The organism is Litoreibacter sp. (assembly GCF_058136045.1).
This window is the reverse complement of record NZ_JBYVDD010000003.1, coordinates 144,908-169,899: the sequence shown is the minus strand read 5'-3', so window position 1 is coordinate 169,899 and position 24,992 is coordinate 144,908. Positions and strand designations below refer to the sequence as shown.

Annotated in this window: 26 protein-coding genes; 12 read left to right on the top strand and 14 right to left on the bottom strand. The window is 55.4% G+C overall.

What is annotated here, in order from left to right:
- Window positions 1–5: 5 nt before the first annotated feature.
- Entirely contained in the window at window positions 6–860 is an 855-nt protein-coding gene (locus AC3Y7R_RS02165) for an NAD(P)H-hydrate dehydratase (protein WP_490040363.1), read from the bottom strand.
- Window positions 857–1,558, bottom strand: a complete 702-nt coding sequence (locus tag AC3Y7R_RS02160) for an NAD(P)H-hydrate epimerase (protein WP_490040362.1) — start codon at window positions 1,556–1,558, stop codon at window positions 857–859. Before AC3Y7R_RS02160 ends, AC3Y7R_RS02165 begins: the two co-directional genes overlap by 4 nt.
- Window positions 1,559–1,717: 159 nt before the next feature.
- Here AC3Y7R_RS02160 and AC3Y7R_RS02155 point away from each other — a divergent pair, with 159 nt between their 5' ends.
- Window positions 1,718–2,056 (top strand): P-II family nitrogen regulator, encoded by a 339-nt coding sequence (locus AC3Y7R_RS02155; protein WP_490040361.1) that lies wholly within the window; start codon window positions 1,718–1,720, stop codon window positions 2,054–2,056.
- Window positions 2,057–2,105: 49 nt separating this feature from the next.
- Window positions 2,106–3,512, top strand: a complete 1,407-nt coding sequence (glnA, locus tag AC3Y7R_RS02150) for a type I glutamate--ammonia ligase (RefSeq protein WP_490040360.1) — start codon at window positions 2,106–2,108, stop codon at window positions 3,510–3,512.
- A gap of 106 nt (window positions 3,513–3,618) precedes the next feature.
- On the opposite strand, the gene AC3Y7R_RS02145 is transcribed toward glnA, so the two are convergent.
- From AC3Y7R_RS02145 to AC3Y7R_RS02125, 5 genes are all read right to left on the bottom strand, one after another.
- The gene (locus AC3Y7R_RS02145) at window positions 3,619–4,644 is read right to left on the bottom strand and encodes a FliM/FliN family flagellar motor switch protein (RefSeq protein WP_490040359.1); all 1,026 of its coding nucleotides are present in this window, start codon (window positions 4,642–4,644) and stop codon (window positions 3,619–3,621) included.
- A 94-nt stretch (window positions 4,645–4,738) separates the two neighbouring features.
- Entirely contained in the window at window positions 4,739–7,423 is a 2,685-nt protein-coding gene (locus AC3Y7R_RS02140; protein ID WP_490040358.1) for an ATP-binding protein, read from the bottom strand.
- Complete coding sequence (locus AC3Y7R_RS02135) at window positions 7,423–7,782, bottom strand: hypothetical protein (RefSeq protein WP_490040357.1); 360 nt, start codon at window positions 7,780–7,782, stop codon at window positions 7,423–7,425. The genes AC3Y7R_RS02140 and AC3Y7R_RS02135 overlap by 1 nt, the downstream gene beginning before the upstream one ends.
- A 5-nt stretch (window positions 7,783–7,787) precedes the next feature.
- Window positions 7,788–8,192, bottom strand: coding sequence for a response regulator transcription factor (locus AC3Y7R_RS02130; RefSeq protein WP_490040356.1), 405 nt, complete (start codon window positions 8,190–8,192; stop codon window positions 7,788–7,790).
- A gap of 87 nt (window positions 8,193–8,279) precedes the next feature.
- Window positions 8,280–9,593 (bottom strand): short-chain fatty acyl-CoA regulator family protein, encoded by a 1,314-nt coding sequence (locus AC3Y7R_RS02125; protein ID WP_490040355.1) that lies wholly within the window; start codon window positions 9,591–9,593, stop codon window positions 8,280–8,282.
- Window positions 9,594–9,848: 255 nt separating this feature from the next.
- Between AC3Y7R_RS02125 and AC3Y7R_RS02120 the strand changes: the two genes are divergently transcribed.
- The 9 genes from AC3Y7R_RS02120 (at window position 9,849) to aat (ending at window position 18,227) form a co-directional block, all read left to right on the top strand.
- Window positions 9,849–11,207, top strand: a complete 1,359-nt coding sequence (locus AC3Y7R_RS02120; protein ID WP_490040354.1) for a substrate-binding protein — start codon at window positions 9,849–9,851, stop codon at window positions 11,205–11,207.
- A gap of 143 nt (window positions 11,208–11,350) precedes the next feature.
- The gene (locus AC3Y7R_RS02115) at window positions 11,351–12,382 is read left to right on the top strand and encodes a branched-chain amino acid ABC transporter permease (protein WP_490040353.1); all 1,032 of its coding nucleotides are present in this window, start codon (window positions 11,351–11,353) and stop codon (window positions 12,380–12,382) included.
- 4 nt (window positions 12,383–12,386) lie between these two features.
- Window positions 12,387–13,583 carry a branched-chain amino acid ABC transporter permease gene (locus tag AC3Y7R_RS02110; RefSeq protein ID WP_490040352.1) on the top strand — a complete coding sequence of 399 codons (1,197 nt, stop codon included), beginning with the start codon at window positions 12,387–12,389 and terminating at the stop codon, window positions 13,581–13,583.
- 12 nt (window positions 13,584–13,595) lie between these two features.
- Entirely contained in the window at window positions 13,596–14,354 is a 759-nt protein-coding gene (locus tag AC3Y7R_RS02105; RefSeq protein WP_490040351.1) for an ABC transporter ATP-binding protein, read from the top strand.
- Window positions 14,355–14,365: 11 nt separating this feature from the next.
- Complete coding sequence (locus AC3Y7R_RS02100; RefSeq protein ID WP_490040350.1) at window positions 14,366–15,121, top strand: ABC transporter ATP-binding protein; 756 nt, start codon at window positions 14,366–14,368, stop codon at window positions 15,119–15,121.
- 140 nt (window positions 15,122–15,261) lie between these two features.
- Entirely contained in the window at window positions 15,262–15,597 is a 336-nt protein-coding gene (locus AC3Y7R_RS02095) for a hypothetical protein (RefSeq protein WP_490040349.1), read from the top strand.
- 125 nt (window positions 15,598–15,722) lie between these two features.
- Window positions 15,723–16,211, top strand: a complete 489-nt coding sequence (gene accB, locus AC3Y7R_RS02090) for an acetyl-CoA carboxylase biotin carboxyl carrier protein (protein ID WP_490040348.1) — start codon at window positions 15,723–15,725, stop codon at window positions 16,209–16,211.
- A gap of 6 nt (window positions 16,212–16,217) precedes the next feature.
- Window positions 16,218–17,561: an acetyl-CoA carboxylase biotin carboxylase subunit gene (gene accC / locus AC3Y7R_RS02085; RefSeq protein WP_490040347.1), complete on the top strand. Its 1,344-nt coding sequence runs from the start codon at window positions 16,218–16,220 to the stop codon at window positions 17,559–17,561.
- Window positions 17,562–17,588: 27 nt separating this feature from the next.
- Window positions 17,589–18,227, top strand: coding sequence for a leucyl/phenylalanyl-tRNA--protein transferase (gene aat, locus AC3Y7R_RS02080; protein WP_490040346.1), 639 nt, complete (start codon window positions 17,589–17,591; stop codon window positions 18,225–18,227).
- On the opposite strand, the gene AC3Y7R_RS02075 is transcribed toward aat, so the two are convergent.
- The 6 genes from AC3Y7R_RS02075 to AC3Y7R_RS02050 form a co-directional block, all read right to left on the bottom strand.
- On the bottom strand, window positions 18,133–18,633 hold the full coding sequence (locus AC3Y7R_RS02075; RefSeq protein ID WP_490040345.1) for a DUF2155 domain-containing protein: 501 nt from the start codon (window positions 18,631–18,633) through the stop codon (window positions 18,133–18,135). The two genes, aat and AC3Y7R_RS02075, sit on opposite strands and share 95 nt — an antisense overlap.
- On the bottom strand, window positions 18,630–19,079 hold the full coding sequence (gene mlaD, locus AC3Y7R_RS02070) for an outer membrane lipid asymmetry maintenance protein MlaD (RefSeq protein WP_490040344.1): 450 nt from the start codon (window positions 19,077–19,079) through the stop codon (window positions 18,630–18,632). Before mlaD ends, AC3Y7R_RS02075 begins: the two co-directional genes overlap by 4 nt.
- 24 nt (window positions 19,080–19,103) lie before the next feature.
- Window positions 19,104–19,487: an NADH:ubiquinone oxidoreductase subunit NDUFA12 gene (locus AC3Y7R_RS02065; protein WP_490040343.1), complete on the bottom strand. Its 384-nt coding sequence runs from the start codon at window positions 19,485–19,487 to the stop codon at window positions 19,104–19,106.
- Between the two features lie 70 nt (window positions 19,488–19,557).
- On the bottom strand, window positions 19,558–19,947 hold the full coding sequence (locus AC3Y7R_RS02060; RefSeq protein WP_490040342.1) for a RidA family protein: 390 nt from the start codon (window positions 19,945–19,947) through the stop codon (window positions 19,558–19,560).
- Window positions 19,947–21,212, bottom strand: a complete 1,266-nt coding sequence (gene clpX, locus AC3Y7R_RS02055) for an ATP-dependent Clp protease ATP-binding subunit ClpX (RefSeq protein WP_490040341.1) — start codon at window positions 21,210–21,212, stop codon at window positions 19,947–19,949. Before clpX ends, AC3Y7R_RS02060 begins: the two co-directional genes overlap by 1 nt.
- 158 nt (window positions 21,213–21,370) lie before the next feature.
- On the bottom strand, window positions 21,371–21,997 hold the full coding sequence (locus AC3Y7R_RS02050; RefSeq protein WP_490040340.1) for an ATP-dependent Clp protease proteolytic subunit: 627 nt from the start codon (window positions 21,995–21,997) through the stop codon (window positions 21,371–21,373).
- A gap of 196 nt (window positions 21,998–22,193) precedes the next feature.
- Between AC3Y7R_RS02050 and AC3Y7R_RS02045 the strand changes: the two genes are divergently transcribed.
- Complete coding sequence (locus AC3Y7R_RS02045) at window positions 22,194–23,516, top strand: cytochrome-c peroxidase (protein WP_490040339.1); 1,323 nt, start codon at window positions 22,194–22,196, stop codon at window positions 23,514–23,516.
- On the opposite strand, the gene AC3Y7R_RS02040 is transcribed toward AC3Y7R_RS02045, so the two are convergent.
- Window positions 23,517–24,971, bottom strand: coding sequence for a CRTAC1 family protein (locus AC3Y7R_RS02040; protein WP_490040338.1), 1,455 nt, complete (start codon window positions 24,969–24,971; stop codon window positions 23,517–23,519).
- Between the last annotated feature and the right edge of the window lie 21 nt (window positions 24,972–24,992).

Below are 24,992 nucleotides of genomic sequence, written 5' to 3'. Positions count from 1 at the left end.
CAAACTTAGAGACCTAATCCCCTAAAAATTTTAGGAATTTGCTGCGGCAAATCCTCTGCAACCAGCCCCGGCCCTGCGTTCTTCGCGGCCAAGCTGTGCAACAACGCCCCCAACTCTGCGGCCTCTTGCGCCCCGCATCCGCGCGCCAAAAGCCCCGCAATCAGCCCCGCCAACACATCGCCCGCACCAGCCGTCGCAAGCCAGGCTGCTGACGGCTCAGACCTCGTGTCCAAGACTGTGGCCGCGCACCCGGGGGCCGCAATCGTGGTCTGCGCGCCTTTATAAAGCACCACAGCCCCCGACAAATCCGCCGCCCGCATGGTCGCATCCCGTTTCTCTGCCAGCGAAAACTCCGCTTTGTCCTCGCCCAAGCCCGGAAACAGCCTGCGGAACTCGCCCGCATGAGGTGTCAAAACGCATCCCTCATGCAATTGCGTGAATAAATCACGGTCCTGCGCCATCAAGCTCAACGCATCCGCATCCAGCACACAGGCCCGCTTAACGGCCAAAGCGGCGCGTACAATCTGCCCCTGCTCAGGCTCCATCCCGAAGCCCGGCCCGATGCACAGCGCATTAATCCGCGCGTCCTCGGCCAAAATCAGCGACAAATCCAACGCCTCGGAGACCTCGCGCAACATGATCCCCGTCACCTGCGCCGCGCATTCCGCCATAGCCTCTTGCGGCGCGCCAAGCGTCACAACCCCGGCCCCCACACGCAAAGCCGCCATAGCGGATAGGCGCGCGGCCCCGGTGCGGTAAGCTGGGCCGGACAAAACCAAGACTGATCCATGGTCGTACTTGTGCTGCTCAGGGCGCTTACGCAGCACGTCAAGCTGCATGGGGGTGATCGCCAAACTCATAACCCTATATCCTTTACGATGATTTTACCGCAATGCATTGCGCAGGGCTGAATTTGATGTGCCGGCTTTTGACGATGGAATGTCACCGTTAGATCAAATTTACCAATCACCTGAGCGTCAACATACGAAATCGTCTCTTCTAAATAACTCTCGGAGAAATCAATGATCTGCCCTGTATCACTGTGAAAACCCGACGGGATATCAATAGCCAAAGACTTGTCAAACCAGCCACATTTGTCGATAATTTCGCGCCAGTATAGCTCAATTGGCCGCGACAACCCGATGCCAAACAGCGCGTCAATAACAAGGGTGTCCTCCGCGCCGAACACCTCTGACAATGCCGATGCTTCCCCCCTGATTTCGCCCATTTCTGCCCATAACGTGCAGTTTGTTTTGGCCGAAGGTGGAAGGCTATCGACCTCGCCATTAAGGTATAGCACGACATCCCAGCCCAGTTCTTTGAGCAAACGCGCAACGACGAAGCCATCGCCGCCATTATTGCCCGGTCCGCATAAAACGACGGCGCGATAGCCGTCGCGCCTCAACTCTGGCCACTCATTGAAAATGGCCTCGACAACGCCGTGCCCCGCGCGCTCCATTAGTTCCAGCCCTGTGACCCGCCCAGAGCTAATAGCCTCTTGCTCCAACGCGCGCATTTCATCGCTTGTGATCGTCTCAATGGGACTGGAAACACTCATAGTTTTCATTTCGCCTGTTTTTTAGTCGTTTCGCATAAAAAGTAGTCGAGCAGCATTCCACATCGCTTTGAACTGAACCCCACGGCAGTCTGCCAATTGTAGTTGCCAATTGAAAGTGGTCTCACCCCAAGTAAGGCGAGTAAAGGGAGTCGATTACCGATGAAAAAGATTGAAGCGATTATCAAGCCGTTCAAGCTGGACGAAGTGAAAGAAGCGCTACAGGAGTTGGGCATTCAAGGCCTGTCTGTCACCGAGGTCAAAGGTTTTGGCCGCCAGAAAGGCCATACAGAGCTGTATCGTGGCGCCGAATACGTCGTCGATTTCCTGCCAAAGGTTAAAATCGAAGTTGTGCTGTCCGATGACATGCTTGATGGCGCGATTGAATCTATCATTAATGCGGCCAAAACCGATAAAATCGGCGATGGCAAAATTTTTGTCACCACCGTCGAGCAAGCCATCCGTATCCGGACTGGCGAGGCGGGCGACGAAGCGCTGTAAAGAGCCTACGAATTTATACAAACTTAACTGACAATAGAGGGACCGTCAGATGAGCAACAAAGATCTGCTGAAGAAAATTAAAGACGAAGATGTTGAGTACGTCGACATTCGTTTCACCGACCCACGCGGCAAGCTGCAACACGTCACCGTGGTTGCCGACTTGGTTGACGAGGACTTCCTCGAAGAGGGCTTCATGTTTGACGGCTCCTCCATCGCGGGTTGGAAATCCATCGACGAATCCGACATGAAGCTGATGCCAGACGCAAAATCTGCGTATATGGACCCCTTCTACGCCGAGAAAACCATCTGCGTGCACTGCTCCGTTGTCGAGCCAGACACCATGGAGCCGTATGACCGCGACCCACGCGGCACAGCTGAGAAAGCCGAAGCCTACCTGAAAACTTCGGGCATTGGTGATGTGTCCTACTGGGGCCCAGAGGCCGAATTCTTCTTGTTCGACGACGTGCGTTTCTCGGTTGAGATGAACAAAGTATCGTTCGAAGTAGACGCACAAGACGCATCTTGGAACTCCGACGCCGAATACGAGATGGGCAATATGGGCCATCGTCCGGGCATCAAGGGCGGCTACTTCCCTGTGAACCCAACCGACGCCGCACAAGATTTGCGCTCGGAAATGCTGTCCACCATGAAGCGCATGGGCATGAAAGTTGACAAGCACCACCACGAAGTGGCGTCTTGCCAGCACGAGTTGGGCCTGATCTTTGGCTCGCTCACCCATCAAGCGGATGAGCTGCAAAAATACAAATATGTGATCCACAACGTGGCGCACGCATACGGCAAGTCGGCAACCTTCATGCCAAAGCCAATTGCAGGCGATAACGGCACTGGTATGCACGTAAACATGTCGATCTTCAAAGACGGCAAGCCATTGTTCTCGGGTGATAAATACGCTGATCTGTCACAAGAAGCGCTGTACTTTATCGGCGGCATCTTGAAGCACGCTAAAGCGCTGAACGCCTTCACCAACCCAGCGACCAACAGCTACAAACGCCTGATCCCAGGTTTTGAGGCCCCCGTTTTGCGTGCCTATTCCGCACGTAACCGGTCTGGCTGCGTTCGTATCCCATGGGCTGAAAATCCAAAAGCCAAGCGCGTCGAAGCACGCTTCCCTGATCCGGCAGCGAACCCCTACTTGTGCTTCGCAGCCCTTCTGATGGCTGGCCTTGACGGCATCAAAAACAAAATTGATCCCGGCCCATCCTCTGACAAAGATCTCTACGATCTACCGCCAGAAGAATTGGCTGACATCCCAACCGTATGTGCATCGCTACGTGAAGCACTGGACGAATTGGAAGCGGACAATGAGTTCTTGCTGGCTGGTGACGTGTTCACCAAATCCCAAATCGAGGGCTACATGGAGCTGAAGTGGGAAGAGGTTTACGCCTATGAGCACACACCCCACCCAATGGAATACAAGCTGTACTACAGCTGCTAATCCAATGGTCTGTACGATTTGAAAAGGCACCCCTCGCGGGTGCCTTTTCTTTTTAAACAATGACTTACCGCTCAAATGACAGCTCAGCAGACGCGCGCGAGAACAGTTAAGCTCCCGCCACGGCCTTCTCTTGCTTTGCATCTGGCGGCGCTATCTCCGCCACAGCACCCGACCCGCTCAACGTGCCAACAACCCCGTCATTCCCAGTGCCGGGATGGGGATCGCCAGACAAGCCCAACGGCTCCATCTGCGGCACGGCCTCTATGGTATTTGGCGAATTGGCAGATGGTACATTGGCCAACCTGATCGCACGGTTGCCATTCAGTTGACCAAGGCGGCCCTGTCCCAAGATCATTTTATTTGCGACCTCTAGGCGTGCGGATGCCAAAATATTATCTGGCAGAGATATCGTCGAATCCTTCGTTAAGCCCAGCATGGTTTTGACCGACAATCGCACTGGCGGAAGGTAAACTTGCAACTGCAACGGGCTATCTTGCAAAACCGCGACCATCTTCGGGTTTATCTTAACTGGTGCCCGTTTCGCGCGCGGTGCCGCAGGAAACATGAGTTGCGCCTGACCTGTTTTCAGCCCCGGCCCAAGATCAAGGGTAAGCCGCAACACATCGTAAGATTTCCTCGACATCAACAAACTCAGCGCGGCGCGGTCAGTCTGCGGCTCCCCGCAGGTGAACCCAGCCAAGGCCGCGGCGTCATGGCGCCCCGAGCACAGGTTAGACAATTGAGTGATGACAGAGGTGGCAAACCCCGCACTAAGGGCCGCATCAATCGCCGTGACCGGCCGATCGACCCGGGGGGCCGATGATATGCGCCCAAGAGTCTGCTGCTCGATCAACCCATCCACAAGCGCGCCATCAAATATGATCAACCCTTTGGATTCCTTCGGACCTTCAAGCAATATTGGCACTGAAATATCAGGGATTTGAGCAAGAGCCTTGGCCTGTGGCAAACATTGCGCCTGCGCATCACGAACCAGCAAATCAATATCATGCCCCGTCTTAGCCGGCCCCCGAAACAGCGCATCGGCCAGATCTTCCAGCAAAATGTGGCTCACCCCGCGCTCTGGTTTAAAGGGGCGCACCATAAGGGCTAGGGCAGTGTTGGGTCCGGTCACTCTATCTCGCCTGCGTTCTCTACTTGTTCACAGGTAGATGTGACGCCCAATCCCTGAGATATTATTAACCGCCCCAAATTGAATGGCTTTTACCTCATGTTTTTTCCGCACCATTTCCCAAAGGCAAACGCACCCGGAAAGCAGCGCCACTTTGTCCCGGAAGATAATCGAGTGTCCCGCCCAAACGGTGCATGATTTCACGACTGATCGCCAGTCCAAGCCCGGCACTCCCCGCCGAGGCCTGATCGCTCAGGCGCACAAATTTCTCAAACACCAAAGGGGCATCACTTGCGTCGATCCCGGCCCCGTTATCAATGAAATCAATATCTACGCTATGCGCATATTGCGTCACGATAATGCGCAGCAACGGGGCCTCTGCCACGCAGTATTTTTGGGCATTCGAAATCAGGTTGATAAACACCTGACTCAGACGATCCGTATCGGTTTTCACATCCAGATCTTCACGCGCCATATTGCGCCGCAGAACCAACTCGCCGGATTTAGGCTGATCAACACCGGCAGAGGACACGGCCCGATCCAACAAATCACGCAAATTTGCCTGTTGGTCGTTCAACACCACCTGCCCGCTTTCCAAAACACTCAGGTCCAAAAGGTCATCGAGCAGGCGCGTCAGCCGAATGCTTTCCTCATGGATAATCCCTGAATATCGGGTGCGGGCCTCGGCACTCATCCCGCCCTCTTTCAGAAATTCCGAGAACGAGCGGATCGAGGTCATCGGCGTGCGCAATTCATGGCTAACCTGACTTAGAAACGCATCCTTTTGGACCGACAACGCGGTCAACTTGGTATTGGCATCTCGCAGCTTGCGCGCGGTTTTCTCCAACTCGCGCGACTGCACTTCCAGCTTGCTGGAATACTCCAACATCTGTGCACTCTCATCGGCCACGGCCAGCAGATCACGCACCGAAACAGAGGCTTGCCCGTTGATTTGAGCAACCATCGCATGGGCCGTCGCAGCCCCCACAGAGCCCGCCAATTCGCGCTCCAATTGGGCCACGAAATCGGATGTTGGATCAGGAAGATAGCCCTCCTTCCCTTGCCGTGTCGCCTCGCGCTGAAACAGCGTTTGCGCCTCTCTGGGGCCAAGCAGGCGTTGGGCCATCACCAGTAAGTCCTCGGCCTCCGCCTGCCCCCCCGCAGGGCCGACAGCCTCATCCCCGCGCTCAAACACATTGACAAATCCGGCCCCCTGCATGCGTTCCATCGGCGTCGGATAAGACACCAAGGATATCAAAACAAAAGCCAGTGAATTCAACACGATAGACCAAAAAATAGAATGCACCAGAGGGTCCATATCACCAATGCCCAGCAAAGCCTGGGGTTTAAGCAAATCCAGTCCGAACAGCCCGTGCTCCATCATCGTCGCGGGAAAGGCTCCGATGGCGGGCAGCAGCAGCGTGTAGAGCCAAAGCCCAAAGCCAACCAGCAGCCCGGCAATCGCCCCGCGACGCGTCGCACCGCGCCAAAACAACCCGCCCAACAACGCAGGCATCACCTGCGCCACACCGGTGAAGCTGACCAACCCGATGGCGGACAGTGCGGTTGAGCCACCCGTGGTGCGGTAATAGGTGTACCCCAGCCCCAAAATGGCGGCGATAGAGATACGCCGCGACAGCAAAACCACATGGCGCAAGTCCCCAGAGACGGACGCGCCTTGCGATTGTGTCAACAGCCAGATCGGCACCACAATGTGGTTGGACACCATCGTAGCTAAGGCAATAGAGGCCACGATCACCATCGACGTCGCCGAGGAAAAGCCACCAAGAAACGCCAGCAGCGCAAGCCCCTCTTGACCCAACTCCAACGGTAAGGTCAGCACGAATAAATCGGGGTTGGCCCCCTCAGGCATGACCGCCAAACCGACCACCGCAATCGGTAGCACGAACAGGCTCATCGCCATCAAATAGGCCGGAAAGGCCCAAGCGGCGGTGCGCAGATGCCGCTCGTCCGAGTTCTCGACAACCATGACCTGAAACATCCGCGGCAGGCTGATAATAGCCGCCGCCGACAAGAAAATCATCGCGGTCCAGCGGCTGGGGCTGGGCCGCCACTCGGCCACCGGACTGGCCTCGATGATTTGCAACGTATCTGACAAGCCGCCGGTTGCGCCCCAAACGACAAAGATACCAACCGCCACCAGCGCCACCAGTTTCACAATGGCCTCCAGCGCGATGGCAGTCACAACGCCGTGGTGCCGCTCGTTGGCATCAAGGTTTCGGGTGCCAAAGAAGATGGTGAACAACGCAAGCCCGACCGAAAGCCAAAAGGCCGTCGCATTTAGATCTTCACCAGTATAGCCGCCATTAGGGAATTCGGCAAAGACCGCAACAGAAAGCGTAACTGACTGTAATTGCAAAGCAATATATGGCGTCGTTCCAGCAATAGCGAGTACAGTTACAATTGCTGCAATGGCCGGAGACTTGCCGTAGCGGCTGGAAATCATATCCGCGATTGAGGTGATCCGCTCGGCCTTGCCAATCCGAACCAATTTGCGCAACAGCCACCACCACGCCATAAATACCAGTGTCGGGCCAAGGTAGATCGTCAGGTATTCCAACCCCGAGCGCGCCGCATTCCCCACCGCCCCATAAAACGTCCACGCGGTGCAATACACACTCAGCGACAAAGTGTAGGTCCAAGGCGAGCGCAGCCATCGCGTCAATCCCCGACTGGCCCGTTGATCCGCATAGAATGCGACCGAGAACAGCACCAACGTATAGATGGCTGCAACTGTGATCAGAATATTAAAGCTGACCATCAACCGGCATCCTCAGGGGGCTTTGCTGCCGCAGGTCCATGGCGCGTGGTGCGCGCGTGCCCTCCGGCCAGCCCCCGTGCGATGACTGCGCAGGTGGCAATCAGGCAGGCCCATATGAAAAAGAAATACACCAGCCGCATGGCCGTGCTTGCGCCAGCATCAGGCCCCCCCGGAGTGCCCATCAACAAGGCAGGCACAACGAACAAAAGAACCCCGATGACCGGCAATAGCTTGGCCGCATCGACCAAGCGGCGGCCTTGGTAGACCCGGCGCTCCAGATACAAACTGCGAGACGTCTGATTGCTGGCCATCAGCCGACTACGACCTTGCCCTTTTGGCTCATCGGGTTGGCGCGCCATCGGGCTTAGGACTTATCGCCGGGCGCGATGCTTAGAGCTTGCCGTCCGGCGTAGAGTTCACGCACCTTACCCAGCATTTCTTCGTTCGAGAATGGTTTGGTCATGAAGTGGCTGACCCCATAGCTTTCCGCCAACTCCCGATCTTTGGTCTGGCCGCGTGCGGTGAGCATTAAGATTGGTAAATCACGCGTCGCGTCTTCACTGCGCAGGTCGCGTAAAATCTCAAAGCCGCTGCGCCCCGGCAACATCACATCAAGCACCACCACGTCCGGCTCGACCCGCGCGACCGCCTCCACGGCGTCATGGCCCGTTGAGTGAATGCGCACGGTCCAGCCGTCGCGCTCTAACAAAAAGCTGATTGCCTCGATAATATTTGGCTCGTCCTCAACGAGCAATACTGACTTTGACATAAGCCCTACTCCTCCCCAAGTTTGGCTGACTTCCCCTATTTGACCCCATTAGGCCCGAAATTTTCCACTTGTCAAAAGGCTTACTCTTTATCCCTGCCCCAAAACCGTTGGCTCGCGCCGGGCCTTGCAGTTAACTCGCGCACAGATACGGCAAGAACTGCCCACCTGTAACGGGGCGCTTGCCGCCTCTTCGCCCGTATGCCCCGCCCGCGCAATGAGCAGCATTGTCGCGTGGTAAACTGGCGCATGGTCAAAGTGTAGCGGACCCGACGGGTGTGCAAGAGCAAATGTTGTAAACTGGGTGCCGTCTTCGGCCTCCACCACACGGCGCAGCGGCACGCCGGGCGAGTTAAACGCCGAGAACAGCGGCCAAAGCGAACACCCCGCCCCGAACCATGGTAAAGCAAAGCCAGAGGGTGCTTTGCGCACGATCAGCGCCCCAGAGGCGTCACAACTCACCAACCCCATGTCGGGAATTGCCGCGCTGCGCGGCAGGGTTGCGAGGCGCCGGAAGACCAGATCCAACCCCACCCCAAAGCGCGCAGCAAGGGCCGCCGGGTCGAAAGCCAGCTCTTCGGCTGCGGTCTCAAACGTCGCAAGCGGCAATATCCGCGCATCTCGACAGTAGCTCGACAAATACTGCTGCCCCAGCTCTCGCGCAGGTAAACTGTCCAATTCGGCCAATGCCGCCACCAACGTGGCAACCTCCACCTCGGACGCATCTTCCACCTCCAGTTCAGGAAAATGGTGCCCGCGCGCGTCCATCGCAGCAAAGACCGCCTCTAGCGGGGTGGTCGTACTTGCATCCTGACGCGATAATCGGTCGAGATGCGTCGCCATCGAGGCCGAGCTTTCAGCCAAACGCCGGCTTTCCGTATCAATGTTGGAATAAAATCGCTCCTGCCACTCAGCCCCCAGATCCGGCGTGCCTACAAGAATAGAAGCGGTGGAGCGGATAGCCGATACCGTAGAGAGCACCTCGTGCATTTTTTCCGACAGGATCGGATCATGGGTCAGGCGGTCATTCAACCCGCCTACTGTGTTCTCCAGTACCCGCAAGCGGCGATGTTGCGCAGTAATCTTTGCAGCCCAGCCCGGAAACCGCGCCACCAAATCGTCAATCTGATCCAATTCGACCACCATGTCGGCGTCGGATGCAGCGGCATCTTGCAATTCTGCCACCACCGCCCGCTCTGCCCCTTGGCTTAGGGTCGAGGGATCAATTTCCAAGACCTCAGACAAGGCAAGTAGGGTTTTGCCCCCGATTCTGCGTCGGTTATGTTCAATAAGGTTAAGATAGCTGGCCGAAATGCCAATCTGACGCGCCAAATCTGCCTGTTTTATGCCACGCATTAGGCGGTGCTCGCGAATTCGAGAGCCGGTTAGGGCAGATTTTGGCATTTCAATTCCTTCCCACTAAGGCGCTCAGAGCACGGGATTAGTGAACGAATCCAGTGCATTTCCGCAACGCGCTGAAAATTACTTTACACTTTCTGCGCGCGCAATGTCCATTTGTTTACAAATTTTTCCAACCCACCCAAAGGCTTGTTGCGTGATTTACCTTACCTCCCCGATACTGGGGATGGCCTGAGAACCATCAGACCACGGCTCCTTTCTGAGGAGGAAGAGGGCCACAATCACTTAGGGAGGATTTTAATGTCCAATTCGAACTTCACACGTCGTGGCTTGCTCAAGACGTCTGCAATGGCAGGCGGCGCTTTGGCTATGCCAACGATTTATGACGGCTCCGTGTGGGCCGACGGCCATTCCGGCTATCTCAATGCACCAACGGGTTCCAGCGTAACACTGGGCTTCAACGTACCACAGTCCGGCCCCTACGCCGATGAGGGCGCGGACGAGCTACGCGCCTATGAGCTGGCAGTCGAGCACCTGAACGGTGGCGGCGACGGCGGCATGATGAACACCTTCACGTCCAAAGCCCTGCAAGGCAACGGTATCTTGGGCAAGAAAGTGGAATTCGTCACTGGCGATACACAAACCAAATCTGACGCAGCGCGCGCATCGGCCAAATCGATGATCGAAAAAGACGGCGCAGTGATGATTACTGGTGGTTCGTCCTCTGGTGTTGCTATTGCTGTTCAAGGTTTGTGCCAAGAAGCTGGCGTGATCTTCATGGCTGGTCTGACGCACTCCAACGACACAACCGGTAAAGATAAGAAAGCCAATGGCTTCCGTCACTTCTTTAACGGCTACATGTCTGCGGCTGCTTTGGCACCAGTGCTGAAAGCACGCTACGGCACTGACCGGACCGCCTACCACCTGACAGCCGACTATACATGGGGCTGGACGCAGCAGGAATCTATCCAAGCTGCAACCGAAGCTATGGGCTGGAAGACAGCAAGCAACGTTCTGACACCGCTGGCGACAACCGATTTCTCGGCTTATGTTGCTCCGGTTCTGAACTCTGGCGCCGATGTTTTGGTTCTGAACCACTACGGCGGGAACATGGTGAACTCGCTGACGTCTGCGGTTCAGTTTGGTCTGCGTGAAAAGCAAGTGAACGGCAAAGACTTTGAAATCGTTGTTCCATTGTACTCGCGCCTGATGGCTCGTGGTGCTGGCGAAAACGTTAAAGGCATCTTTGGCTCTACCAACTGGCACTGGTCCCTGACCGACGAAGGCTCTAAAGCATTCGTTAAGTCGTTTGGCGAAAAGTACGGCTTCCCACCAAGCCAGGCGGCTCACACCGTTTACTGCCAAACTATGCTTTATGCAGATGCGGCCGAGCGTGCAGGCACGTTCAACCCATGCGGCATCGCCGAAGCTCTCGAAGGCTTCAAATTCGACGGCTTGGGCAACGGCGCAACAGAATATCGCGCCGGCGACCACCAGTGCTTCAAAGACGTGCTGGTTGTGAAGGGTAAAGACAACCCGACCTCCGAGTTTGACCTTCTGGAAATCGTGGAAATTACCCCACGTGCACAGGTTGAATATGCGGTCGACCATGCAATGTTTGCAGGTGGCGAACTGGGTTCATGTAACCCGGGCGCATAAGCCTAAGCTAACAGCACAACAGCCGGGGCCTGCTTTTACCCAAAAAGGAAGCGGGCCCCGGCACCCCCATGCCCCACCATTTCCGCTTGAGCGGAGCGGTACGTGGGCCATGCGATCACCCCTAAATGGCGAGTACGGGACCGATGGACGTAATCCTTCTTCAATTATTGAACGGTTTGGACAAGGGCTCAGCATATGCGCTGATTGCCCTGGGCCTAACCTTGATCTTCGGCACGCTGGGCGTGGTGAACTTTGCCCACGGGGCCTTGTTCATGCTCGGTGCATTCTGCGCGGTCACCGTGCAGCGCATCTTGTCGATTTCCTTCGAGACAATCGACCCCACACGGGTGGACTTTCTTGGCAACCCAGCCAAGATCAAGACGCCTTATGTGGAAAGCTGGTTCGGCCCTGAGATGGGCGGCGCCATAATCGATTGGTCCGTCCCGATTGCCATCCTGTTTGCCATCCCGATCATGATTGCCATTGGCTTCATCATGGAACGCGGGCTGATCAAGCACTTTTATAGTCGCCCACATGCCGACCAGATCCTTGTGACCTTTGGCCTTGCCATCGTGATCCAAGAGGTCATCAAGCAAATTTACGGCGCGAACCCGATCCCGACCCCTGCCCCAGACGTGTTCAAAGGCTCGTATGACTTCGGGGTGTTGCTGGGCTTTGGCGCTGACGTGGTCAAATACCCTTACTGGCGACTGGTCAACTTTGGCTTCTCCGCAGTGATTATCGCCGCCGTCTTCGCCTTCTTGCAGTTCACCACCTTCGGGATGGTTGTGCGCGCTGGCATGGCCGACCGCGAGACCGTGGGCCTGTTGGGCATTAACATCGACAAACGCTTTACCATCATGTTTGGCATAGCAGCCGCGGTGGCGGGACTGGCCGGTGTCATGTACGCGCCTATTAACTCGCCCAACTACCATATGGGCATGGACTTCTTGGTCCTCAGCTTTGTGGTCGTGGTTGTTGGCGGCATGGGCAGTTTGCCCGGTGCTGTGCTGGCTGGCTTCTTGCTGGGTATTTTGGAGAGCTTGTCGTCAATGACTGTGATCAAAAACATCGTTCCGGGTATTGACCAAATCATCATCTACCTTGTTGCAATTATCATTCTACTAGTACGTCCGCGTGGCCTTATGGGTCGCAAAGGCGTGATGGAGGACTAAGAATATGTTTGGTCTCGAAAAGAAAGACACCTCCCTGCTGATCGCCGTCGCTATTTTGACGATGTTCGCTCCCTTCATCCTGAACCCCTTCCCTGAGGGCTCCGCGATGGCGCAATTCAACGCGGGCTACCCCGACTTGATGCAACGCTTTGTGATCTTTGGCATCTTTGCCATCGGGTTCAATATCTTGTTCGGCCTCACCGGCTACCTCAGCTTTGGCCACGCGGCCTTCCTCGGCATTGGCTCTTACTCTGCCGTGTGGATGTTCAAGCTCTTGAGCTACAACATCCTACCCGGCATCCTTTTGGCGGTTGTCACCTCGGCGGCCTTTGCCTTGCTGATTGGCTACATCTCGCTCCGGAGGTCAGGGATTTACTTCTCGATCCTGACACTTGCCTTTGCACAGATGTCGTTTGCGCTGGCCTATTCGGTGCTGACACCGCTGACCAATGGCGAGACCGGCTTGCAGGTCTACAACTCTGACCCGCAGTACCTTCAGTCCGAGAACATGCCAAACATCCCGCACCTGTTTGGTGCCAAGATGCAAAGCACCTATTCGCTGGATTTGGGACCATGGAGCTTTGACCTTAACATCGGCTACTACCTGTGTGCGATCATCATGCTGGGCATGTTCTACCTGTCTATCCGCATCTTCCGCTCACCTTTAGGGCTGATGCTGAAAGCCATCAAGACCAACCAGACGCGGATGAACTACACGGGCCTGAACCCACGCCCCTACACGCTGGCGGCTTTCGTGATCTCCGGCATGTATGCGGGTTTAGCTGGCGGCCTGATGGCCTCCATGGATCCGCTGGCAGGCGCAGAACGTATGCAATGGACAGCTTCTGGCGAAGTCGTTTTGATGACTATCCTCGGCGGCGCTGGCACCTTGATTGGTCCGGTTCTGGGTGCTGGTTTCATCAAGTACTTCGAGAACATCTTCTCCAAGATCAACGACACAGTGCTGCACCAGTGGTTCGCGTTTCTGCCTGATGGGTTTGAGAACTTTGTGATCGCCATCGTCCACCCGTTCGTGGGCAAAGGCTGGCACTTGACCCTTGGGCTGCTGTTTGTGACCGTCGTGGTCTTCTTGCCCGGCGGATTGGTTGAAGGCGGGCAGCGCATCGCAAAAGCCGTTCGCAATCGGTGGGGTAAGCCTGACGATGCCACCTCTGCCACTGACACCCCCCCTGCTGAATAAGGAGCATATGACATGGGTATCCTAGAGATCAAAAATGTCGGCAAGCGCTTTGGCGGGTTGCAAGCATTAGGTGACGTAAACCTCAGCGTGAAAGAGCACACGGTTCACGCGATCATCGGCCCCAACGGGGCTGGTAAATCCACGCTACTGAACTGCCTCGTGGGCAAGCTGATCCCGGACACGGGGTCAGTGACCTTTCAGGGCCAGTCCCTGCTGGGCCGAAAACCCTACGAGATCAACCAGATGGGCGTCGCACGGGTTTTCCAAACACCCGAAATCTTCGCCGACCTGACCGTGTTCGAGAACGTGATGATCCCCTGCTTCGCGCATCGCGACGGGTCGTTCAAGCTGAACGCTATCAAACCTGTACGCGGCCAATCCGACATCATTGGCATGGCCGAGGCCATCCTTGAGGACGTCAACATGCTTGATAAGCGCAACATGATTGCGTCATCCATGTCGCGTGGCGACAAACGCCGCCTAGAGATGGCCATGTGCCTTGTCCAAAAACCAAAACTGCTGCTGCTTGACGAGCCAACAGCAGGCATGGCGCGGGCCGACACCAACAACACGATTGATTTGCTCAAAGAGATCAAGGAAAAATACGACATCACCATGGCCATCATCGAGCACGACATGCACGTCGTGTTCTCGCTGGCGGATCGTATCACCGTGTTGGCGCAAGGCACTCCGCTGGTCGAAGACACCCCTGAAAACATCAAAGGCCATCCCAAGGTGCGCGAAGCGTATCTGGGTGAGGCACAGGTTTAGGAGCCGGAAAAATGAATGTAAAACCCGACTTCAACAAGAACGCCAACCACGCGGCCACCGCCCCCGCCTTCCTGTCGGTTTGGGACATAAAGGCCTATTACGGCGAAAGCTACATCGTGCAAGGCGTCAGCTTTAACGTGCATGAGGGCGAAATTCTTGCCCTTCTGGGGCGCAACGGTGCGGGTAAAACCTCGACCCTGCGCACGATTGCTCGCATGAATGACCCGCAACTTAAGCACGGCGAGATATGGCTGGATCACCAACCGCTGCACGATATGGCCTCCTATCAGGCCTCGGCTGCTGGCATTGCTTTGGTCCCAGAAGACCGCAACATCATCGCCGGGCTGACCGTGGAGGAGAACTTGAAGCTCGCACAAATCGCCCCGCCTATCGGGTGGTCGATCGAGCGCGTTTATGAGTTATTCCCCCGCTTGGAGGAGCGCCGCAAGCAAGAGGGCATAACACTGTCTGGTGGCGAGCAGCAAATGCTGGCCATCGCACGCGCCTTGTGTCGGGACATCAAAGTTCTGCTACTGGATGAGCCATACGAGGGTCTGGCACCAGTTATTGTGCAAGAAATCGCAAAAACACTGCAACTCATTCGCGACCAAGGCATCACCACGATCATCGTGGAACAAAACGCCGTGGCCGCCTTGAAACTGGCGGATCGCGCCGTAATCCTTGACACAGGCTCCGTGGTCTTTGACGGCTCTGCCGAAGAGGTGCTGGAGAATGACCAGTTGCGCGCAGAGTACCTCGCAATTTAACGTCACTCCAATTTGATACAACTTAGGGGCGCAGTTTCATCAAACTGCGCCCTTTTCCGTGGGCCCTGTTAACCGCAGGTTTATAATGAGGCGTCAAATTTCACCTGGGTGGGTTCCTCTGTTATCGGAAGGGCTCTGCGATGACACTTCTCTACAACCATTTATCCGGTATGATACCGGTGCAAACCAAACCAGCGATACAGCCAGTGCAAGATCGGTCTCAGACACCTTTTGCGCCGCTAACACAGGCCCCCGTCACACAAGCCCGCGTGGCACCAGTGACCCCGGCGGCGTCCTCGGCGGCGGCATTGCTACCACATAGCGACCAGTCACACCCTCAATTACGCACCCGCGAAGGGCATGAATTACAGGCGCTGTTGCGCAAGATGCAGGGGATACAAACACCCCAACCAACTGGCGAGCAGGTCGACTTGCTTGTCCCGCGCCCCGACTTTGACGAGGCCGCGCCCCCCTAGTCGGGCTATTTCACGGGTTTTCACCTAATCCCCCTTGTCCTATAAGCGGTAAATCATAGTAAGGCCGTTCCGTTGGGTCGAGTCCCGCAGAGAAGAACGGCCCCCGGGTGAGGAATGAAGATAAGATGGCAAAAAACTCCCATGACGGCGATGTCGCCTTCGTTAAGGCACTGGCTGAAGTGCTCAAAAGTAATGAGCTGACCGAGCTTGAGGTCACACGCGAATACGGCGAATCTGACAGCCTGTTTGTACGAGTTTCCAAACAAGTAAACGTTGTACAACAAGCAGTTGCCACGACTGTAGCAGCGGCACCTACCGCCGCAGCCCCAGTCCCAGCACCCGCTGCATCTGCCGCCACAGACGACGATCCTGCACAACATGCCGGGGCGGTGACATCGCCAATGGTCGGCACCTGCTACTTACAGGCCGAGCCCGACACACCACCATTCGTTTCCGTTGGCGATAAGGTGACCGAGGGGCAAACCTTGCTGATCATCGAAGCCATGAAAACCATGAACCACATTCCAGCCACCAAATCCGGCACAGTAAAGCGCGTGCTGGTCGAAGACGGCACCCCTGTGGAATTCGGCGCGCCGCTGATGATCGTGGAGTAGCCCTCCATGTTCAAAAAAATTCTAATCGCAAACCGGGGTGAAATTGCCCTGCGCGTAATCCGTGCCGCACGCGAAATGGGCATCCAGTCCGTCGCCGTGCACTCAACCGCTGATAGCGACGCCATGCATGTGCGCATGGCCGACGAGGCTGTTTGCATCGGACCGCCGCCCGGCACCGACAGCTATCTATCCATTCCCGCCATCATTTCTGCTTGTGAAATCACCGGGGCTGAAGCCATTCACCCTGGCTATGGGTTTTTGTCGGAAAATGCGGGATTTGTTCAAATAATTGAAGATCATGGGTTGAAATTCATCGGCCCCACTGCCCAACACATCCGTGTTATGGGCGACAAGATCACCGCGATTGAGACGATGAAAAAGCTAGGCGTGCCTTGCGTTCCCGGCTCTGGTGGTGGTGTACCGACACTTGAAGACGCCTATCGATTTGGCGATGAAATCGGCTATCCGGTCATCATCAAAGCCACTGCTGGCGGCGGCGGGCGTGGCATGAAAGTTGCACAGTCGCGCGATGATATGAAGATCGCGTTCCAAACCGCGCGCGCCGAGGGCAAGTCCAACTTCGGCAATGATGAAGTCTACATCGAGAAATATCTGACGACGCCGCGCCACATCGAGATACAGGTTTTCGGCGACGGCAAAGGCCGCGCTGTGCATCTGGGTGAGCGTGATTGCTCGCTTCAACGCCGCCACCAAAAAGTATTTGAAGAGGCCCCCGGCCCCGCAATTGACGCGGAAACACGGGCAAGAATCGGCAAGATATGCGCCGATGCCGTTGCTGATATTGATTACGCTGGCGCAGGCACGATCGAATTTCTCTACGAGAACGGCGAGTTCTATTTCATCGAGATGAACACCCGCCTACAGGTCGAGCACCCGGTGACAGAGGCCATCTTTGGTGTCGACCTTGTGCGCGAACAACTCAACGTCGCTGCTGGGCTGCCCATGTCTTTCAAACAGGAAGACTTGGTGGTGAACGGTCACTCGATTGAAGTTCGCATCAACGCTGAAAAGCTGCCAAACTTTACGCCCTGCCCCGGAAAAATCACGCAATATCATGCCCCTGGCGGGCTTGGTGTTCGGATGGACTCGGCACTATATGACGGTTATTCGATCCCGCCTTACTACGACAGTTTGATCGGCAAACTGATCGTTCACGCCGCTGATCGCCCGACCGCACTGGCACGGCTAAAACGCGCATTGGGTGAATTGATCGTCGATGGCATCGACACAACCACCCCGTTGTTCCATGCATTACTGGCCGAAGATGCAGTGCAAACCGGCGACTACAACATCCACTGGCTGGAACAGTGGCTCGAAGAAAACACCTGAGGGTACGCGCCTTGATTGGTTGTGGGCATGACTGATGGCGTAAATTCCACGGGGCTTTCTCCGGCGCTGATCCTGAATGCCTATGCACGCGGTATTTTTCCGATGGCGGAAAGCCGCGAGGATGACGGTTTATTCTGGCTTGATCCGGATGTGCGCGGCGTCATCCCGCTTGGGGAATTCCACATCTCAAAATCACTGCGCAAAGTGATTTTGCGGGCCCCCTATCAGATCAAAATTGACACCGATTTCGCCGGTGTCATCACCGGATGCGCCGATCGTGACGAGACATGGATTAACCGCCCGATTTTTGACATCTACATGGAGCTGTTTGACGCAGGCCATGCTCATTCAGTCGAGGTTTGGGACAAAGATGAGCTGGTCGGTGGCTGCTACGGGGTAACTTTGAAAGCTGCGTTCTTTGGGGAATCTATGTTCTCGCGCCGCGAAAATGCGTCCAAAATCGCGCTGGCCTATCTGGTTTCCCGACTCAATGCTGGCGGATTTAAACTGCTCGATACTCAATTTTCAACACCACACCTCGCCACAATGGGCGGAATAGAGATCCCGCGCGCTAGTTACCAGCAAGCGCTTCGGGACGCATTAGCGGCCGAGGCGAACTTTCACCGGCAACCACTGACGGTGTCCGGTCATCAAGTTTGCACCTGATCGCCCAAACGTCATAGCGCGGGTGATCCATGGCATTCAGCGCCGGGCTAGAGGCAACCATCCAACCCTCGAATACCGCTTTGCCCAAACCAGTATCTATAATCGACAGGTTCACAAAAGCATCCCCATGCGGGTTGCCTTTCGGGTAGCGACAGTCGTGCATGGTGATCGTCAGCGTCCCGAATTGGCTAACTTGACCAGAGGTTAAGACGATATCCTCGCTAGCGCCGGCCAATTTATCAAGGCCGCGCATGACGGCTTGAGCCGCGCTAGACGCAGCAGCACGGGTTTTGCTCTCAATTGACGGGGCATTGCCCAAGCGGATAACTGTATTGTCGCCCTCGATTGTGGTTTGAGCGACTGCGGGCAGTCCCAACAAAATCAACGCGGCAGTCAGATGTTTCATTCGTCGCCGTTCCCAGCAACAAACTTCATAAGCAGCGTAATTAAGGAAACCGAGCTTTGCGTGTCCTCAATTTCCCCGCCCGCCTCAAGATTAAAGGGGGAGCCACCAGGAATGACTTCAACAAAATTTCCACCGAGCAATCCCTCTGAAGCTATTGAAATAGCGCTATCATCCGGAACATCAATGCCACGTTTCATAGTGAAAGTAGCATCTGCACGGAAAGTTTCAGGGTTCAATTTGAGGTCTGTGACCGAGCCAACTTTGACCCCAGCCATGTGCACATCTGTGCCAACATTGATACCTTCAGCCGACCTAAAGCTTGCCTTCAACGGATAGGTTTCGCCGCCCGCAGCAAAGCTTGTCGCCCCTGTCGCGTAGATCAAAAACCCGATAGCCACAGCCAAAACGCCCGTGCCTACAATTACCTCTGTCGTGTTTTCTGCCACCTGCGCACCCCCGTCAGATTTGGTCTATTCCGGCGACCAAGCCTCGTAATCTTGGCGCGCCTTTGGCTCTGCATGACGCAGCGCCCCTTTAGGCGCATATGCCATAGACGTTCCGGTTAGGTTCGGCTGATGCGGCTTTTCCCAATCCTTATGCACAAACGGCTTCTCGGTTGGCGGCTCGTCCCAAGTATGGTGCAGCCAGCCGTGCCAATCAGGGTCGACGCGAGAAGCTTCGGCTTCACCATTAAAGATCACCCAGCGGCGCTTGCCATCGAACGTCTTATAAAAAATGTTTCCAGCGGAATCCTCACCAACTTTAACGCCTTTGCGCCAAGTAAAAAACTGCGTGTTCAATGTCTGGCTATTCCACCAAGTCAGCGAGCGCAGAAGAGTGTTGATGATGCCCATATCGGCCTCCGAAATCTATCCAGATTTGTATGGACCAAAGTCACGCTCCCGTCCAGAGGAAGCCCATGTACTAAAGCCCGGGTTTGTAAGCGGTCACTTCTATTTCAATGCGATATTTTGGATTAATCAACCCACATTCAATCATTGTGGCCGCAGGAGGATTTCCGCTAAATGCATCACGCAACGCAGGCCAGCAGCTCTCAAACTCATCCGCAGCAGGCAGGTAATAGTTAACCCGCGCAACATCCACAAAGCCAACGCCTGCTTGTGTCAGAGCAGTCTCAATTATGTCCAAAGCCGAGACGCATTGCGCTGCAGCCCCTATTGGTGGCTCGCCCGTCTCGGGCAGAGGGCCCGCGACGGTTCCCGCGACATGGACCCAATCACCGGCAACAACTGCGCGGCAATATCCAATTTTCGGCTCGAAAATACCGCCAGAGGAAATCCGCCGCATCACCATTAACCAGCCTCAGCTTCGATCTCTTTTTTCGCCTCGCCATAAATCATTAGCGGCTTTGCCTCACGGCTAACCGCATCAGCGTTTACGACAACCTCATCGACGTTATCCAAAGCAGGGAGCTCAAACATCGTATCAAGAAGGATATCTTCCAAAATAGAGCGCAAACCACGCGCGCCTGTTTTACGCTTAATCGCACGCTTGGCGATGGCCGACAGTGCATCTTCCGTGAAGGTCAGCTTCGCATCTTCCAGCTCGAACAAGCGCTGATATTGCTTAACCAAAGCGTTCTTTGGCTGGCTCAAAATGGTAACCAAAGCATCTTCGTCCAGATCTTCCAATGTTGCAATAACCGGCAGACGCCCAACAAATTCAGGGATCAGCCCGAATTTCAGCAGGTCTTCCGGCTCCAATTCCTTGAATAAATCACCCACACCTTTGTCATTCTCTTCGCGAACATCGGCACCAAAGCCCATAGCCGAGCCTTTGCCGCGTTGCGCGATGATTTTATCAAGCCCCGAGAATGCACCACCACAGATGAACAAGATGTTCGTGGTGTCCACTTGCAAGAATTCCTGCTGCGGATGCTTGCGCCCACCTTGTGGCGGCACGGAAGCAACGGTGCCTTCCATGATTTTCAGCAAAGCCTGTTGCACCCCCTCGCCCGATACGTCGCGGGTAATCGAAGGGTTGTCAGATTTACGGGTAATTTTATCGACTTCGTCAATATAGACGATGCCACGTTGCGCACGCTCAACATTGTACTCGGACGCCTGCAACAATTTCAAAATGATGTTCTCAACATCCTCACCAACATATCCCGCTTCTGTCAGGGTCGTTGCATCGGCCATCGTAAACGGCACATCAATAATACGGGCCAGCGTTTGTGCCAGCAGCGTCTTGCCGCAGCCAGTTGGCCCGATCAGCATGATGTTTGACTTCGCCAGTTCAATATCGCCGGACTTCCCAGCATGATTAAGGCGCTTATAGTGATTATGAACAGCCACCGACAAAACACGCTTCGCATGAGATTGGCCGATAACGTAGTCGTCAAGAACACCACAAATCTCTTGAGGAGTGGGCACACCGTCTGCGGCCTTAAGGCCTGCGGTCTTGGTCTCCTCGCGGATGATGTCCATGCACAGTTCAACACATTCATCGCAAATAAAGACCGTTGGGCCTGCAATTAACTTGCGCACTTCGTGTTGGGACTTGCCACAAAACGAACAATAAAGGGTGTTTTTGCCGTCGCCGGAATTATTAGCCATTACACTACCTAATCCTAATTTTCTGCCCGCCGCTGGTTTGCCGCGTAATCTGCCGTTTATGCCTGTCCCACCAAGTTAGGCCAGCATCAAGGGAGGTACAATGTCAAAAGCGCAATTATTGCGCCCCATTTTCACACAAAAACAGGGCGCAAAATAGCTTACTCGTCATCGTCCCCTTTGGAGCGATTTTCTACGATTTCATCAATGTGACCCCAGTCTTTGGCTTCCTCGGGCGACATGAAGTTGTCACGATCCAACGCCTTTTCAATGGCCTTTTGGGTCTGTCCGGTGTGCTTGGCATAAATATCATATAGCCGATCCTTAAGCTTCTGCGTCTCCGCCGCGTGAATCATGATGTCCGACGCTTGCCCCTGATAGCCACCAGAGGGCTGGTGCACCATAATACGTGAGTTCGGCAATGAGAACCGCAGCCCTTTTTCACCGCCTGCCAGCAGCACAGAGCCCATAGACGCCGCCTGTCCGATGCACAACGTGGACACCTTCGGCTTGATGTATTGCATCGTGTCATAGATCGCCAAACCTGACGTCACCACCCCACCAGGGGAGTTGATATAAATACTGATCTCTTTGGACGGGTTTTCCGCCTCAAGGTGCAACAGCTGCGCCACAATCAGATGGGACATCCCATCATGGATTGGGCCGTTAATAAAAATAATCCGCTCCTTCAAAAGGCGCGAGAAAATATCATATGCCCGCTCACCGCGACTGGTCTGTTCGACCACCATGGGAACAAGGTTCATATAAGTTTCGACTGGATCGTACATACCTGCCTGCCTTCTGCTTTAGAGCGGTTCGTAATGCGTAAATATGAACGCAAGGTTAGTAGCGGAGAAAAACGGGCGCAAGCGCATCTCGTCATGCACGCGCCCTTGATGAACTTGTGCCATTTTTTCACAACTTCAAGCCCCTTTGCAATGTAGCTTAGCTTGACATGCATACCTTGGCGGGTTCCAAAGATGTATGAAGCTCCTTTTCGCCACTGCAATTCTGGCCTTGATGCCCCTTAAAGTTACATCAACAGAGCCTCCTAAGGTGCTGGTAAATAATGATTTTCGACCTCTATCTCAGCAAGAATCTGAATTGGGTCAATTGCTATTTTATGACCCAATATTGTCCGGCAATCGCAACATTTCCTGCGCCACATGCCATCACCCAAAACTTGCCACAGCCGACGGGGTCTCGTTAGGCCTCGGTGAAGGGGGCGTCGGGTTGGGACCAAAGCGCCGCGCAGGTCTAACAAATTCACCCGAAGCTCGTATTCCCCGCAATGCCCCCGCCCTGTTCAACCTTGGCGCCCATGAATTCACCGCACTTTTCCACGATGGCCGCATCGAAAGTGATGCGACTCGGCCCAACGGGTTCCGCACCCCGATGGACGATGACATGACTGCCGGATTCGCCACGATTTTATCCGCGCAAACCATGTTTCCCGTGCTCAGCGCCGATGAAATGGCGGGCCACTACAGCGAAAACGACGTTAGCAAAGCCGTTCGCCAAGGGCGGATCACCGGCGACGGCGGGGCTTGGGACATCCTGTCAAAACGTGTGGCCTCCAACGCCGTCTACGCCCATCTTTTCAATGCAGTTTACCCCGAAATTTCCGAAGGGCGCGACATAGCATTCACCGATATTTCCAACGCAATTGGTGCATTTATCGAATTCGAATGGCGCTCAGACGATAGCCCGTTTGACGATCTCCTCCGCGGAAAAGGCAGGCTGCCAGAGCGCGCCACCAAAGGCATGGAGCTGTTTTACGGCAGTGCCGGCTGCGCCACTTGCCACAGCGGCCCACTGCAAACCGACCACAAGTTTCATGCCATGGGGACCCCGCAAATCGGTCCCGGAAAGGCCACCAGCTTCGAAAACCACGCACGCGACCTTGGTCGAGCCGAGGTAACCGGACTGGAGGCCGACCTATATGCATTCCGCACACCATCACTTAGAAATGTCACAAAAACAGCGCCTTACGGTCATTCGGGGGCATATAAAAGCCTTGGGAACTTCATCCGTTCCCATGTTGATCCGATCTTTGCCCTCGCAAATTACGATCGCACAGCGGCTGTTCTGCCCCCTCTCGATGGGGTCAAGGATTGGTGGGTCATGGATCGCCCTGAGGAGGTCACGGCGATCCGCAATCGTGCCCGAATTTTTACCGATCACCTAAATGACCTTCAGGTCGCGCAAATCATCGCATTCCTAAAAGAGTTGGAGGGCCCAGCCGCCCTGCGGGGCCGCCTTGGCATCCCAAACGAAGTCCCAAGCGGGTTGCCAATTGACCGCTAACTAACGGCTAATTTGATGAACCGCACCGGCTGCGTAACTTTGCCAATCAGAGCGAGCACCATCAGGCCAGATCACCCGCAGTTGTGCCTGCGTAGCCTCGCCCAAACCGAAATGCAGCGGCAACGCCTGCCCGCTTACATGACCACCGCCAACAGTGACCTCGCGCGAGATTACCCGGCCCTCTAGGCGCAGCTCCACCCAAGCCCCGACCGCGTGGGTGTTAACCGTCTTTTGGCGCAAATCTACGGCCAGCCAATTGCCCGTCCCCTGCGTCACATTTTGATAGAGTTGCAGCGGAGAGCGGCGGTTCACCACTACCAAATCCAGCAAGCCATCGCCGTTAAAATCAGCCAAACCAGCGCCACGCGACCGCTTAAGAGAGGCTATCCCCGCCACGCCACCAGCCTCGTCAAACTGGCCATTTTCGTTCTGTATCAACAGGTTATTTGGGTCTTTCGTGGCCATTCCGGGCATTTGGTCCACATTACCTTTCGCGATGAACAAATCATCGCGCCCGTCATTATTCACATCCCCAAACTGCGCGTGCCAGCCCGTGGACGGCCGCCCATCCCCGCCGACATAGGGTTTCGCCGCATATGTGCCGATCTCATAGGGGGCCGCGTGATAGCCATCCGGCCCCGCAATTTGCATCAACTGATCCCCCATCGAGGTAAGCACCACCTCGGGGCGGCCATCCCCTGTTAGGTCTTGGCTGGCGATTCCCATGCCCCAAATACTGATCGGCTGAAATCCGTCCCCATCACGTAACTGCACCTCGGGCATGGCCCACATTTGCTCGGAGCCGCCACGGACATAATAGTGCCGGTCATGCGACACGCGCAGGTCTTGCGTGCCACTGCGCTGCCAGTCGGAAAACAACATCGACAGGGCGCAAAATCCGGGATCTAAATCTGTTTTACTGTAGTTATTATGGCCACTTGGACGGTGAAGCTCATTCACATCACAGGCCTCAAACGGCCCCTCTGGATCGTCACGATCCACGTAATTTCCAACCGCCAATGTGGGCCAGCTTTGCCCCTGCTCCCAAGTGGCGGAGAACGCCGTGGACCACCTGTCCCCGGTCTCAAACCCCCAGTCATCCGTCGCATCCGTAAAGCTGCACTCCGCGCCGCCCTTTAGCAACACATTCGGCCCGACCCGCATCACCGCCAAGTCAAGCACACCGTCACTATCGACATCCATCGGGTACAGGCCCGTGACCCCGACCAGCGGCTCAATTCCTGCGTGGCGAAACTGCATGTCACCGCCCACAGTCGCGGTCTCATTCACATAAAGCCCCATCGGTTTGGAGCCGCCCGCCGCCACAAAATCAGGCAAACTATCGCCATTACAGTCCAGCACAGCGACCCCGCCGCCGACGAAATGCTCCCAGCCGCCAGTATAAACATGCGGCGCGGCCAATTCCCGCGGCTCGAATGCCGGATCAGCAAGCACAGCTGCGGGCAAGCATGCCGC